This is a genomic window from Novosphingobium aeonii, assembly GCF_052279045.1.
Classification (GTDB): Bacteria; Pseudomonadota; Alphaproteobacteria; order Sphingomonadales; family Sphingomonadaceae; genus Novosphingobium.
Window position 1 is genome coordinate 3,141,676 of record NZ_CP176832.1, and the last position, 12,979, is coordinate 3,154,654.

The 12,979-nt window shown below is 66.1% G+C and carries 11 protein-coding genes; 3 read left to right on the forward strand and 8 right to left on the reverse strand.

The genetic code is table 11. From position 1 onward, the window contains the following. Nucleotides 1-243: 243 nt before the first annotated feature. Nucleotides 244-1,413 carry a 4-hydroxybenzoate 3-monooxygenase gene (gene pobA / locus ACLIMP_RS14955; RefSeq protein ID WP_324696469.1) on the reverse strand — a complete coding sequence of 390 codons (1,170 nt, stop codon included), beginning with the start codon at nucleotides 1,411-1,413 and terminating at the stop codon, nucleotides 244-246. A gap of 140 nt (nucleotides 1,414-1,553) precedes the next feature. Here pobA and ACLIMP_RS14960 point away from each other — a divergent pair, with 140 nt between their 5' ends. Continuing rightward, the gene (locus ACLIMP_RS14960) at nucleotides 1,554-2,420 is read left to right on the forward strand and encodes a helix-turn-helix domain-containing protein (protein ID WP_324696471.1); all 867 of its coding nucleotides are present in this window, start codon (nucleotides 1,554-1,556) and stop codon (nucleotides 2,418-2,420) included. A gap of 39 nt (nucleotides 2,421-2,459) precedes the next feature. Here the strand turns inward: ACLIMP_RS14960 and phoB are convergent, their stop codons facing one another. The 6 genes from phoB to ACLIMP_RS14990 are packed head-to-tail and all read right to left on the reverse strand — an operon-like array spanning nucleotide 2,460 to nucleotide 8,055. Beyond that, nucleotides 2,460-3,146, reverse strand: a complete 687-nt coding sequence (gene phoB / locus ACLIMP_RS14965) for a phosphate regulon transcriptional regulator PhoB (RefSeq protein ID WP_054439334.1) — start codon at nucleotides 3,144-3,146, stop codon at nucleotides 2,460-2,462. Continuing rightward, entirely contained in the window at nucleotides 3,143-3,838 is a 696-nt protein-coding gene (gene phoU, locus ACLIMP_RS14970; protein ID WP_054439332.1) for a phosphate signaling complex protein PhoU, read from the reverse strand. Before phoU ends, phoB begins: the two co-directional genes overlap by 4 nt. A gap of 50 nt (nucleotides 3,839-3,888) precedes the next feature. Beyond that, nucleotides 3,889-4,650 carry a phosphate ABC transporter ATP-binding protein PstB gene (gene pstB, locus ACLIMP_RS14975; RefSeq protein ID WP_054439330.1) on the reverse strand — a complete coding sequence of 254 codons (762 nt, stop codon included), beginning with the start codon at nucleotides 4,648-4,650 and terminating at the stop codon, nucleotides 3,889-3,891. Nucleotides 4,651-4,654: 4 nt separating this feature from the next. Continuing rightward, a complete protein-coding gene (pstA, locus tag ACLIMP_RS14980) occupies nucleotides 4,655-5,608 on the reverse strand; it encodes a phosphate ABC transporter permease PstA (protein WP_132469284.1) in 954 nt (317 codons plus the stop codon). Beyond that, on the reverse strand, nucleotides 5,601-6,974 hold the full coding sequence (gene pstC / locus ACLIMP_RS14985; protein WP_324696477.1) for a phosphate ABC transporter permease subunit PstC: 1,374 nt from the start codon (nucleotides 6,972-6,974) through the stop codon (nucleotides 5,601-5,603). Before pstC ends, pstA begins: the two co-directional genes overlap by 8 nt. A 37-nt stretch (nucleotides 6,975-7,011) precedes the next feature. Next, the gene (locus tag ACLIMP_RS14990; RefSeq protein ID WP_324696479.1) at nucleotides 7,012-8,055 is read right to left on the reverse strand and encodes a substrate-binding domain-containing protein; all 1,044 of its coding nucleotides are present in this window, start codon (nucleotides 8,053-8,055) and stop codon (nucleotides 7,012-7,014) included. 484 nt (nucleotides 8,056-8,539) lie between these two features. On the opposite strand from ACLIMP_RS14990, the gene ACLIMP_RS14995 reads away from it, so the two are divergent. Next, the gene (locus tag ACLIMP_RS14995; RefSeq protein ID WP_324696481.1) at nucleotides 8,540-10,015 is read left to right on the forward strand and encodes an OprO/OprP family phosphate-selective porin; all 1,476 of its coding nucleotides are present in this window, start codon (nucleotides 8,540-8,542) and stop codon (nucleotides 10,013-10,015) included. A gap of 47 nt (nucleotides 10,016-10,062) precedes the next feature. Here the strand turns inward: ACLIMP_RS14995 and ACLIMP_RS15000 are convergent, their stop codons facing one another. Continuing rightward, nucleotides 10,063-11,061 carry a sensor histidine kinase gene (locus ACLIMP_RS15000; RefSeq protein WP_054439320.1) on the reverse strand — a complete coding sequence of 333 codons (999 nt, stop codon included), beginning with the start codon at nucleotides 11,059-11,061 and terminating at the stop codon, nucleotides 10,063-10,065. 424 nt (nucleotides 11,062-11,485) lie between these two features. Between ACLIMP_RS15000 and zwf the strand changes: the two genes are divergently transcribed. Further along, nucleotides 11,486-12,943, forward strand: coding sequence for a glucose-6-phosphate dehydrogenase (gene zwf / locus ACLIMP_RS15005; protein WP_255351673.1), 1,458 nt, complete (start codon nucleotides 11,486-11,488; stop codon nucleotides 12,941-12,943). Nucleotides 12,944-12,979 lie beyond the last annotated feature (36 nt).

The following is a 12,979-nucleotide window of genomic DNA, read 5'->3' on the forward strand; positions in this document are numbered from 1 at the left end:
TCGTGCTGCGTATGCGAAGGCACCAACTTCTTGCAGTTCGGGGTAAAACCCCATCGCCGCCGCAGGCCGGAACATCCCTTTCGGCGCCCGTTTTCCCGCTGGCCAGACCGTAATTCATCGAACGTCCCATCCTCCCGTGCATTCGGCTTCGGGAACCGAACGCACGGGACGGAAGAGAGTTGTCGAAATGCTTCGCGGTCAGGCGGCGTGGGCCGGCGAGCAGGGGCTCCGCCAGTTTACGACCTAGACCGGAAGCCCCACGTAGTTCTCGGCGATCACCCGCCGGGCGTGTTCGCTCGATGCGATATAGTCGAGCTCGGCAAGCTGCATCCGGCGCTCGAAGGGGCCATCGTCGGGGAAGCGGTGCATGAGCTTGGTGAGCGACCAGCTGAACCGTTCAGAAGCCCAGACCCGGCGCAGCGCCTTGGCCGAGTAGCCCGCCACGGCGTCGTTGTCGCCCGCCTTGAAGAACGCGCCGAGCGCCTCGCAGGCGTAGTAGACGTCGCTGGCGGCAAGGTTGAGGCCCTTGGCGCCGGTGGGCGGCACGATATGCGCGGAATCGCCGCAGAGGAGCAGGCTGCCGTGCCGCATCGGCTCGAACACGAAGGAGCGCAGCGGCGCGATCGACTTTTCGATGGAAGGGCCGCGCGTGATGTGCGCGGCGGCATCGGGGCCGAGGCGGATCGAGAGTTCGTCCCAGATGCGCTCGTCGCTCCAGTCCTCCAGCTTCTCGGTCAGCGGCACGTCGATATAATAGCGGCTGCGCGTGTGGCTGCGCTGCGAGGCGAGCGCGAAGCCGCGTTCGTGGTGCGCATAGATCAGTTCGTGATTGCACGGCGGCACATCGGCCAGGATGCCGAGCCAGCCGAAGGGATAGACGCGCTCGAAAGTCTGGCCGACGCTGGCCGGGATCGCCGCGCGCGAGGGACCGTGGAAACCGTCGCAGCCGACGATGAAGCGCGCGTCGATGCGGTGCTCCGTGCCGTCCTTCGCGTACGTCACGAAAGGCGCGTCGCTCTCGATATCGTGCAGGGCGACATCGACGGCCTGGTAGATCACTTCGAGGCCGCGTTCCTCGCTCGCTTCCATCAGGTCGCGCGTGAGTTCGGTCTGCCCGTAAACCATGACCTGCTTGCCGGTCAGCGCCTTGATGTCGATGCGGATCAGGCGTTCGCCGTCGGCCAGGTTGAACCCGTCATGCGGCAGCCCTTCGGCTTTCATCCGGGCATCGAGGCCGAGGCGCTCCATCAGTGCGACGGTGCCCTGTTCGAGCACGCCGGCGCGGATGCGGGAGAGGACATATTCGCCGGTCTGCCGCTCGACGACGACACAGTCGATGCCCTCGGCACGCAGCAGGTGTCCGAGCAAAAGTCCGGCCGGGCCGGCCCCGACGATGGCGACTTGAGTGCGCATGTTCGCATTCTCCCAATTTCAGACCTGCGGGCTCTCGCTCCTCTTGCGGGGGAGCCTCGCTTCGCCCTTGGGATTGACAGGCGCCGCCACCTGGCGGAATGCACCGGACGGCCATTCTTCCGGTACTTTCGAGACATGCCATGACAACAGCCCGGCCCGTCCCCTCTTATGTCCTCTATGGCGAGGACATACCCGACAGCTCGCCGGAATTCGGTCATATCGAGACGATCGCGGCCCGAAGTTCCTTGCACGACTGGGAAATCGCACCGCATCGCCATGTGCGCAGCGTGCAGGTCATGCTGGTATCGAAGGGACAGGTCACGCTCACGATCGACAATGTCACCGAGACGCTGGAGGGGCCGTGCCACATTGTCGTGCCGGTGGGCAGCGTCCATGGCTTCCGTTTCCGGCCGGAAACGGTCGGCTACGTGCTGACGCTGTCGAGCGGCTTCGCGCAGCGCCGCAGCGGCGACGCGGACCCGATGCTGCATGCCCTCACGCACGGGCGCGCGGGGATGACGCCGGCGGAGGTGCAGGATCGGGTGGAATTCCTGTCCGCCGAAATGCTGGGCATCACGCAGGACTGGCGGCGACCGAGCGGCCTGTTCCTGGCCATGGCGGAAGCCCTGCTGCGCTCGCTGGTGCCGGAGATCGCGGCCGACGGCGGCGACCACGGCAGCGACCTGCGCCTCTCCCGCCTGCGCCACCTCGTGGAACTGCACTTTCGGGACCAGTTGCCGATCGGCTGGTATGCGCAGCGGCTGGGCATGACCACGCGCACCCTTACCCGCCTGTGCCGCGCAAAGCTGGATTGCTCGCCGCAGGAACTGCTTCACGCCCGCCTTGCCCTGGAAGCGCAGCGCCTGCTCTGCTTCGCCAATGCCAGCGTGGTGCAGGTCTCGAACGAACTGGGCTTCTCGGACCCTTCGTACTTCTCGCGGTTCTACTTGCGGATGACGGGGCATCGCCCGCACCTCGACAAGTCCACTCACGCCCATGGAGAATGAGGGCGCCCGGCCCTCACCCTCCCGTCAGGTCAGGTCAGGTCAGGTGACGTCCATCGCGTAGCCGGCGGCGCGCACGGTGCGGATCGGATCGGTGTCACCGTCGCGGTTGATCGCCTTGCGCAACCGGCGGATGTGAACGTCCACCGTGCGCTCGTCGATGTCGGAGTCCATGCCCCAGACCCCGTCAAGGATCTGCTGGCGCGAGACCACCCGGTTCGGGCGTTCCATGAAGTAGCGCAGCAGGCGGAATTCGGTGGGGCCGAGGTGCAGTGCCTCGCCGCCGCGGCGCACGCGGTGGCTGGTGGCATCCAGCTCGATGTCGCCCCACTGGAGCACGTTGCCCGCCAGCGAAGGCCGGGCGCGGCGCAGCAGCGCCTCGATACGGGCCAGCAGTTCGCGCGGGGAGAACGGCTTGGTCACATAGTCGTCCGCACCGGTCTTGAGGCCGCGGATGCGGTCCTCCTCCTCGCCGCGGGCGGTGAGCATGAGGATCGGGATCTGCGCCGTGTCCTTGTCCTTGCGAAGCTGGCGGCAGACCTCGATGCCCGGCACATGCTCGATCATCCAGTCAAGAATGATGGCATCGGGCACCTGTTCCTGCACCATCAGCAGGGCTTCCTCGCCGTCGCCGGTGCTGCGCACCTGGTATCCTTCGGCGCTGAGGTTCCAGGTGAGCAGTTCGCAAAGGGCGCGGTCGTCTTCGACGACAAGGACGGAAGGGTTCACGGCAGGTCCCTTGTATCGTCGGTCTGGCTGTCGCGCTCGGCGTGGTATTCGCCGGTCGCGGCATAGTAGACCATTTCGGCGACATTGGTGGCGTGATCGCCGATGCGTTCGAGGTTGCGGGCGATGAAGAGAAGCTGCGCGGCGCTGGAGATCGTCGCCGGGTTCTCCATCATGTGGGTCAGCAGCGAGCGGAACAGCGTGTTGTAGAACTGGTCCAGCTTCTCATCGCGGCGGATCACTTCCTGCGCCAGCGCGGCATCGCGCGAGCCATAGGCATTGAGCACGTCGCGGACCATGCCCTCGGCGATCTCGGCCATCATCGGCACGAGTTCGAGCGGCTCGATCTTGCCCCGGTTTTCCAGCGCATTCACGCGCTTGGCGATGTTCTTCGCATAGTCGCCGATGCGCTCGATCACGCCGGAGATCTTCAGCGCGGCGATCACGTCGCGCAGATCGTCGGCCATGGGCGCGCGCAGCGCGATCGTGCGGACGGCGAGCCGGTCCACTTCGGCTTCCAGCGCATCGAGGCGCGCATCGGCCGCGACGACTTGCGCGGCGAGTTCCTCGTCATGCTGCGTGAGCGCGACGATGGCGTCGCGGATCGCGACTTCGGCGAGCCCGCCCATTTCGGCGACGAGGCCGCGAAGCTGCCCGATCTCGCTGTCGAAGGCCTTGACTGTATGATCGACCATTTGGTGTCTTCCCTGAATTTCCCTGACTTATAGCACCGGCGGCGGGCCGATCAGCCGTAGCGGCCGGTGATATAGTCCTTGGTCTTTTCCTCGCGCGGGGTAGTGAAGATCTGGCTGGTGTCGCCATATTCCACCAGGTTGCCGAGGTGGAAGAACGCCGTGCGCTGCGAAACGCGCGCGGCCTGCTGCATCGAGTGCGTGACGATGACGATGGCGTAAGTGTCCTTCAACTCGTCGATCAGTTCCTCGATGCGCGCGGTGGCGATCGGGTCGAGCGCGGAGCACGGTTCGTCCATCAGGATCACTTCCGGGCTGACGGCAATGGCGCGGGCGATGCACAGGCGCTGCTGCTGGCCGCCCGACAGCGCGGTGCCGGGCTCCTGCAGGCGGTCCTTCACCTCGTCCCACAGGCCCGCCTTGGTCAGCGAGCTTTCGATGATCCCGTCGAGGTCCGCCCTGGACGGCGCCAGGCCGTGGATGCGCGGGCCATAGGCGATGTTCTCGTAGATCGACTTGGGGAACGGGTTCGGCTTCTGGAACACCATGCCGACGCGGGCGCGCAGGGCCACCGGGTCCATCGAGGCGGCGTAGATGTCCTCGCCGTCCAGCAGGATCTCGCCGGTGACGCGGGCATCCGCGATCGTGTCGTTCATGCGGTTCAGCGAACGCAGGAACGTCGACTTGCCGCAGCCCGAGGGGCCGATGAAAGCGGTGACGAGGCCGTTGTCGATCTCGATAGAGACGTTGTTGATGGCCTTTTTGGGGCCGTAGAACACGTCGACGTTACGGGCGGTGAGTTTGGCTTTTGTCATGTCTCTACCAACGCACTTCGAACTTGTTTCGAAGGTAAATCGCGAGGCCGTTCATCGCCAGCAGGAAGACCAGCAGGACGATGATCGCAGCGGAAGTGTTCTGGACGAAACCGGCGTCGATCTCGTCAGACCACAGGAAGATCTGCATCGGCAGCACGCTGGAGGGATCGGTGATCCCGCCCGGCGGGGTGACGACGAAGGCGCGCATGCCGATCATCAGCAGCGGCGCGGTTTCACCCAGCGCGCGGGCCATGCCGATGATGGTGCCGGTGAGGATGCCGGGCAGCGCAAGCGGCAGGACGTGGTGGAACACCGTCTGCATCTTGCTCGCCCCGATCGCCAGCGCGGCGTCGCGGATCGAGGGCGGCACCGCCTTGATCGCGTTGCGGCCCGAGATGACGATGACCGGCATCGTCATCAGCGCCAGCGTGAGGCCGCCGACCAGCGGCGAGGAGCGCGGCATGCCCAGCGTATTGATGAACACCGCAAGGCCCAGCAGGCCGAAGATGATCGAGGGCACCGCCGCGAGGTTGTTGATCGAGACTTCGACCCATTCGATCCAGCGCGCGCGGGGAGCGAATTCCTCGAGGTAGATCGCCGCCAGCACGCCCATCGGGAACGAGAGCAGCAGGGTGACGAGCATCGTCAGCAGCGAACCCTTGGCTGCCCCCCAGACGCCGGCGACGTCGGGATCGGTTGAATCGGAGCCGGAGAGGAAGTTCCAGTCCAGCCCGCCGAGGCCGTTCTTCAGCATGATGACCAGCAGCAGCGCCAGGAAGGCGAGGCTGAGGACGATCGCGCCAAGACCGATCAGCTTGAAGCGGCGCTCGGAGGCATTGCGGCGGGAAATCCGGCGCAATGCCTCGGGCGTTTGCCAGCGTGCATTGCCGTGGGTGCCGTGGGGGACGGCGCCCCCGGCGGTGCCCCCGCGCGCGTCACTGAGAGATGCGTTACTCATAAGCTTCCCGGAAGCGCTTCACCACGCGCAGCGCGATGATGTTGAGGATGAGCGTGACGATGAACAGCACCAGGCCCAGCGCGAAGGCGGACAGGGTCTTGGGGCTGTTGAATTCCTGGTCGCCGGTCAGCATCTGCACGATCTGGTAGGTGACCGTGGTCATCGAGGCGAAGGGATTGGCCGAAAGGTTCGCGGCAGCGCCCGCGGCCATGACGACGATCATGGTCTCGCCGATGGCGCGGCTGATCGCCAGCATCACGCCGGCGACGATGCCGGGGAGCGCGGCGGGCAGCAGCACTTTCTTGATCGTTTCCGACTTGGTGGCGCCCAGCGCCAGCGAACCGTCGCTCATCGCGCGGGGCACGGCAGCCAGAGCATCGTCCGCCATCGAGGAGACGAAGGGAATGATCATCACGCCCATGACGACGCCGGCAGCCAGCGCGCTCTCGGTAGACGGGTTGGACATGCCGAGCGAACCTGCAAAGTCGCGGAAGATCGGCGCCACCGTCAGCGCGGCGAAGTAGCCGTAGACCACCGTGGGAATGCCCGCGAGGATCTCCAGCATGGGCTTCAGCCACTTGCGGATCGTGCCCGAGGCATATTGCGTGAGGTAGACCGCGCTCATCAGGCCCAATGGGATGGCCACGATCATGGCGATGATCGCGCCTATGTAGATCGTGCCCCAGAACAGCGGCACCGCGCCGAAGCTGTCGGCCAGGTTGTCCGGCCGTGCATTGCCGGGCGACCAGTGCGTGCCGGTGAGGAACGCGATCGGCGAAACGTCCTTGAAGAACATCCCGGCCTCGAACACCAGCGAGGCGACGATGCCGAACGTGGTCAGCACCGCCATCAGCGAGGCGATCAGCAGCAGTCCCAGCACGCCGCGTTCCACGCGGGTGCGCGCGGGATAGCCGGCCCGGATGCGGGTGAAGGCCCAGCCGCCGCCGGCCAGCGCGACGATCGCCACCAGCAGCCCGCCGATCAGCCCGAAGCGGCCATGCGCCTCGCGGACCGGGACGGACAGGCTGTTGGACAGCGGATTGAACGCCACCGCATCGGGATTGTCGGCGATGGTCTTCGCTTCGGCAAGGATCGCCGCGCGGCTCATCGCATCGGCGGGAAGCTGCTGCGCGGCGGGGTCGGCCATGACCGCCCCGTCCACGAGGCCAGGCATGATCGCCTGCCACGCCCCCCAGGCGACCAGCGCCGGGATGACGATCCACAGGGCGACGTGCCATGCGTGATAGCCGGGCATCGAATGCATCGAGCCCCGGCCGGTATGGAGCAGCCGGGCCCGGCCCCGTGCGGCAAACCAGCCGACGAGACCGAGGCCGAGGACGGCCAGGAGAACTCCGGTGAGAATCATGAATGGCCGCCCTTCGCGTCCCAGTCGTCCAAGGTGATTACTTCAGTTCGGCCGGGTCGAGCACGGTCATCTTGGCGGCGATCTCGGCGCTCTTGCGGCGCACGTCCTCAGGCGCGATCACCATGCCCTTGGCCTTGAGCGAACCGTCGGGGCCCCACGACTTGGCCCATTCGGCCACGTAGCCCTGGAGGTCCTTGATCGGGCCGAGGTGCTGCTTCTTCACGTAGATGTAGAGCGGGCGGGCGCCGGGATAGGTGAAGTCGGAAATGGTGGCGTAGGTCGGCTCGATCCCGGACATGGTGATGCCCTTGATGGTGCCGGTGTTTTCCTCGAGGAACGAGAAGCCGAAGATGCCGATGGCCTTGGGGTTCTGCGAGATCTTCTGGACGATCAGGTTGTCGTTCTCGCCGGCGTCCACATAAGGGCCGTCCTCGCGGATGTCGTGGCAGATCGCCTCGTACTTGTCCTTGGCGGTTTCCTTGAGCGCGGCGGTCACGGCATCGGTCTTGCAGCCTGCTTCGAGGATCAGTTCCTTGAGAGCATCGCGCGTGCCCGAAGTCGAAGGCGGGCCATAGACCAGGATCGGCTCGTTCGGGAGCGACGGGTTCACGTCCTTCCAGGTCCTGGCGGTGTTCGGCTTGCCATAGGGATTGGCGGCCAGCGCCTTGTAGACGTCGGTCGGGGTCAGCTTCATGCCGGGGCCGTTCTTGCCCTCGGCGAAGGCGATGCCGTCAAGGCCGACCTGGATCTCGACGATCTCGGTCACGCCGTTCTTGCGGCATTCCTCGAATTCCGACTTCTTGATGCGGCGCGAGGCATCCTCGACGTCGGGGTGCTGGGCGCCGACGCCCGCGCAGAACAGTTTCATGCCGGCGCCGGTGCCGGTCGATTCGACCACCGGGGACTGCGCGCCGGTCTTCGCATACTGTTCGGCAATGACGTTGGCGAAAGGCGCCACGGTGGAGGAGCCCACGGCTCGCACGAAATTGCGCGAACCCGCGGTGGAGCCGCCCGAACCGCCACAGGCGCTCAGGGCCAGCACGGAAACGGCGGCAACAATGATTGTCTTGGTCGGACGCATGGATTTGACCCCTTGGGATTTCTTCTGCGACGCCCCTATTGGGATAGCATGACACTTCCATGACAATGAAGTGACATAACTCGGCAAGTCACGCAAATGCTGGGGTTCCAGCGCTTCGAACCGCCACCCGGCCAGGCGCCGCGAACCTGTTCTGGGCCTCGGCCGGGTCAGCAGGATGACAATCGTGAGACGTCGCGCAGGGAGGCGCCCGGCCGTTCAGCCGCAGGTTCCGGAGTCGCGCTGCGGCCCGGCGCCTCTCCTGCGCGACGTGTCGGGATTGTTTCCCGCCCGTGTCGATGAGAAACTCGATCATGTCGCCGGTGCGACTCCGGCCGAATCCCGGATCGGGCGCGGATACCCGAACGAAGCCCCCGCGCCGATCGTCATATTCGTCATATTCGCAGTCACAATCGTCATCAAACTGTCACTGAACGGCAATAGTCGGCCTCGTCGCGCCCAGCACATCGGTGCAGCGCTCTGGAGAATGCCTGATATGCGCCTCGTCATGGCCTGCGCGACCGCCGTCGCCATTGTTCTGTCCGCCCCCGGCGCCCATGCGCAGGCGATCTCGGCTGAGGAAGCGGAAGTTCTCCGCGCGCAGATCCGCACGATGAAGGCCCAGATGGAGGCGATGGAAGCGCGGCTCAACGCGGCCTCTCCCGCCGCAGCGACGGCACAAGCCTCCCCCGCCGCAGCCGCGGCACAGGGCACCGCCGCCCAGAGCGCCGCTCCTGCCGCCGCGCCGGCCGGCACGCCTGCCATTGCCGCCGGCACCGCCGCTCCCGCCACCCGCGCCGGCGACAAGGACGCCACCAGCATCGACTGGAAGGGCAGCCCGCAGTTCGCGCAGGGCGACCGCGCATTCAAGGTCAAGGGCCGCATCCAGGCCGACGCCAACTATGTCAGCGCGCCCAGCAGCCTCGACGACAAGGGCCTTGGCTTCAACAACGAGATGCGCCGCATCCGACTCGGCGCCGAAGGCGCGCTGGGCGCCGGTTTCGACTACAAGCTGGAACTGGAACTGTCCGACAACGCGGTCGATCTGGTGGATACCTATGTGGGCTATCACACCGGCCCGTGGCAGATCCGGCTCGGCAACCAGAACTCCTTCCAGTCGCTGGACGAACTGACCGGCGACACCTCTGGCAGCGTGATGGAACGCGCCGCCTTCACCGACGCCTTCAACTTCGAACGCCGCCTCGGTCTCGCCTTCCAGTACGGCAAGGGGCCGTGGCTGGCGCAGGCGGGCGTGTTCACCGACGACATTTCCGCGCTCGCCAACGACAGCGACGGCGAGAACGGCGGCGACGAGAACAACAGCTACGGCCTCGACGGCCGCCTCGTCTTCGCGCCGAAGATCGGCGATCTCCAGCTCCACTTCGGCGGCTCGGCCCACTGGCGCCGCCTCGGCCGCCTTGCCGAAAGCGACACCCGCTACCGCCAGCGCCCCTTCGTCCATTCGACCAACACGCGCCTGATCGGCACCCCGGCGATGAACGTCTCGGAGGAGGATCACTACGGCGTGGAATTCGCCGCCATTCGTGGCCGCTGGCACGCCGCCGCCGAATATCACGCGCTCACCGCCAACCGCGTCGACGCCTCCACCGTCACCTTCCAGGGCGCCTATGCCGAGACCGGCCTGTTCCTGACCAAGGGCGATCATCGCGGCTACAAGGAAGGCATCTTCCGCGTCGAGAAGCCTGCCCACCCGGTGGGCGAAGGCGGCATCGGCTCGGTCCTGTTCACGCTGCGCTACGACTGGCTCGACCTCAACGACCGTGACATTCGCGGCGGCACCCAGAACGGCTACATCGCCGCGCTGGTGTGGGAGCCGATCCAGAACCTGCGCTTCAACGTGAACTATGCGCTGATGGATTATACCGGCGCCAAGGCCCTGCCCTCCGGCAAGACCGACTACGACGCGCAGGTCATCGGCACCCGGTTCGAACTGGATTTCTGAGGGCGAACAGCCTGCCGGGAGGCAGGCCCGCCGCCTAGGTTGTATACCTAACCCGCCGCCGCTTCCTTGCGCAGCGGCAGCATCAGCGAGGCGGTAGTCCCCTGCCCCGGACGGCTGTCGATATCGAAGCGGCCCCGGTGGCGCTCGACGATGTGCTTGACGATCGACAGGCCCAGCCCGGTGCCGCCCACGGCACGGCTGCGGCTGGTGTCGGCGCGGTAGAAGCGCTCGGTCACGCGGGGAAGATGCTCCGGCGCGATACCCTCGCCGTGATCGCGCACGGTCACCAGCACCCAGCCGGTCGCGGTCGCCTCCAGGCTCACGTCCACCGGCCCGCCCGACTTGCCGTACTTCAGCGAATTGTCGATGAGATTGCGCAGGACCTGCGCAAGCTGGCCGCGATCGCCGGCGACCACCGCCTGCTCGCAGTTGGACTGCACCGCGATCTGCGCGTCGCCGCGCGCCTCACCGGCGATCTCGTTGGCGAGCGACACCATCTCCACCCGCTCAGAGGGCACCTCGTGCTTCACCGCCTCGATCCGCGAAAGCGACATGAGGTCCGAGATCAGCGCCTCCATGCGCTGGGCCTCGTGGCGAATCGTGTCGAGGAAGCGCTTGCGCACGCCTTCGTCGCCGCCCGCCTTGGGGTTGTGCAGGGTTTCGACATAGCCCAGCACGTTGGCCAGCGGCGTGCGCAGTTCGTGGCTGGCATTGGCGACGAAATCGGCATGGGACTTGGCCACGCTGACCCGTTCGGAAAGATCGTAGAGGCTGACCAGCCGGTCCGTCGCCGAGACCACCCGGCAATCGACTTCCCAGACGCTGCCGCCGGTGGACAGCCCGCTGACGCGGGCGGTGCCGCCCTCATCGCTGAGGATCGCCGCCACGGCGCGCGGCTCGCGGATGGCGATGCGGACGTCCTGCCCCACGATATGCGCGCCCAGCAGGGCACGCGCAGCGCTGTTGGCGAAACGGACCTGGCCCCGCGAAACCATCATCGCGGGTGTCTGGAGGTGTTCGAGGAGGTGTACGCCCTCACCGGCCATGATCTATTCGCCTTCCGTCCTTCTGCGCGCCGTTCCGATCGGCGCCGATCCTTCTCCATGCCCGCGCCGGACGACAGGACAAAGACGCCCGGGCAACGAACTTGCGGAAAATCCTGCCGTGAGCCGGTGCTAAATACGTATACGGGCACTTGTTGCGTTCAATCCGTGCAAACGTGGTTGAGGTTTGCCGCGCTCTCGCCTAGCACTTCGCACGCAGTCCATGTTATGCTGCAACCGCGAAGACCAGACGTCCTGCCTGATACCCCGATCGTGACATCCTGCCACTTCCAGGATCGACTCTATCCCATGGCCGACCCTTTCTCCTCGTGTTGCATATGACTGGATTGTTGGAGGAGGAGCCCGTCGATCCCCGGCGGAAAATGACCATATAGGTGGATAACCCCCAGAAGGTGGACTGCGCCCAGTGACCAATTCCATATCGGCCCCATTCACGTCAGATCGTCTGCTCCTGTTCGGCGCCACCGGCGACCTTTCGCGCCGCATGCTCCTTCCCTCGCTCTGCGCCCTCGATGCCGAAGGCCTGCTCGACCCCAAGGTCGAGATCATCGGCACGGCCCGTTCCGACCATGACGACGCCGAGTTCCGCAATTTCGCGCGGGCCTCGCTCGAACAGTTCCTGCCCGCCGACCGGCGCGGCGGCATGGCGCGGTTCCTCAACCGCCTGTCGTACCAGACGCTCGACGCCAACCAGATGGAAGGCTTCAATGCACTGGCGGCCAAGGTCGGACAGCCGCAGGACGGTCTCTCGATCTTCCTGTCCACCGCGCCCAGCCTGTTCGAGCCGACCATTCGCGGCCTGCAGGCCAGCGGCCTTGCCGGGGACAATGTGCGCATCGGGCTGGAAAAGCCGCTCGGCATCGATCTTGCCTCCAGCAAGGTCATCAACGACGCTGTGGCCCGCGCCTTCCCGGAAGACCGCATCTTCCGCATCGACCACTATCTGGGCAAGGAAACCGTCCAGAACCTGCTGGCGCTGCGCTTCGCCAACCTGATGTTCGAACCGCTGTGGAACGCGGCGCATATCGATCATGTGCAGATCACCGTGGCCGAAACCGTGGGCCTCGAATCGCGCGTGGCTTATTACGACGATTCGGGCGCGCTGCGGGACATGGTGCAGAACCACATGCTCCAGCTGCTCGCGCTCGTCGCCATGGAGCCGCCGGTCAGCTATGACGCCACCAGCGTGCGGGACGAAAAGGTGAAGATCCTGCGCTCCTTGCGCAAGGTCGCCGCCAACGAAACCGTCACCGGCCAGTACCGCGCCGGCGCCATCGGCGGCCAGGCCGTGCCCGGTTACGACGACGAACTGGGCAAGGATTCGAACACCGAGACTTTCGTCGCGATCAAGGCGCATATCGACAACTGGCGCTGGCAGGGCGTGCCCTTCTATCTGCGCACCGGCAAGCGCCTGCCCAAGCGCACGACCGAGATCGTCGTCCAGTTCCGCGACGTGCCGCACTCGATCTTCCATGGCAGGGGCGCCCGCACGGTGCCCAACCGCCTCGTCATCGGCATCCAGCCGAGCGAGAACATCACGCTTTCGCTCATGGCCAAGGTGCCGGGCCTCGATCGCAACGGCTTCGGCCTGCGCTCGATCCCGCTCGCCATCACCATGCCCGACGCATTCGCCGGCCCGCAGCGCCGCATCGCTTACGAGCGCCTGCTGCTGGACCTGATCGAGGGTGAGCAGACGCTGTTCGTCCGCCGGGACGAAGTGGAAGCCCAGTGGGACTGGATCGACGCCATCCGCGCCGAGTGGGAGGAACAGGCCCAGGAGCCCAAGACCTACACTGCCGGAAGCTGGGGCCCCTCCGCCGCCATCGCCCTCGCCGAGCGCGACGGCGTCACGTGGCATGAGTGACCGGGCCAGAGTAAAAAGGCCAGGGCGGGCATGACC

Coding starts and splice junctions, on each gene's coding strand:
- pstB (WP_054439330.1), bottom strand. CDS start 4,650: ATGACAAAAGCCAAACTCACCGCCCGTAACGTCGACGTGTTCTACGGC.
- pstC (WP_324696477.1), bottom strand. CDS start 6,974: ATGATTCTCACCGGAGTTCTCCTGGCCGTCCTCGGCCTCGGTCTCGTC.
- ACLIMP_RS14990 (WP_324696479.1), bottom strand. CDS start 8,055: ATGCGTCCGACCAAGACAATCATTGTTGCCGCCGTTTCCGTGCTGGCC.
- pstA (WP_132469284.1), bottom strand. CDS start 5,608: ATGAGTAACGCATCTCTCAGTGACGCGCGCGGGGGCACCGCCGGGGGC.
- ACLIMP_RS15000 (WP_054439320.1), bottom strand. CDS start 11,061: ATGGCCGGTGAGGGCGTACACCTCCTCGAACACCTCCAGACACCCGCG.
- phoU (WP_054439332.1), bottom strand. CDS start 3,838: ATGGTCGATCATACAGTCAAGGCCTTCGACAGCGAGATCGGGCAGCTT.
- ACLIMP_RS14995 (WP_324696481.1), top strand. CDS start 8,540: ATGCCTGATATGCGCCTCGTCATGGCCTGCGCGACCGCCGTCGCCATT.
- pobA (WP_324696469.1), bottom strand. CDS start 1,413: ATGCGCACTCAAGTCGCCATCGTCGGGGCCGGCCCGGCCGGACTTTTG.
- ACLIMP_RS14960 (WP_324696471.1), top strand. CDS start 1,554: ATGACAACAGCCCGGCCCGTCCCCTCTTATGTCCTCTATGGCGAGGAC.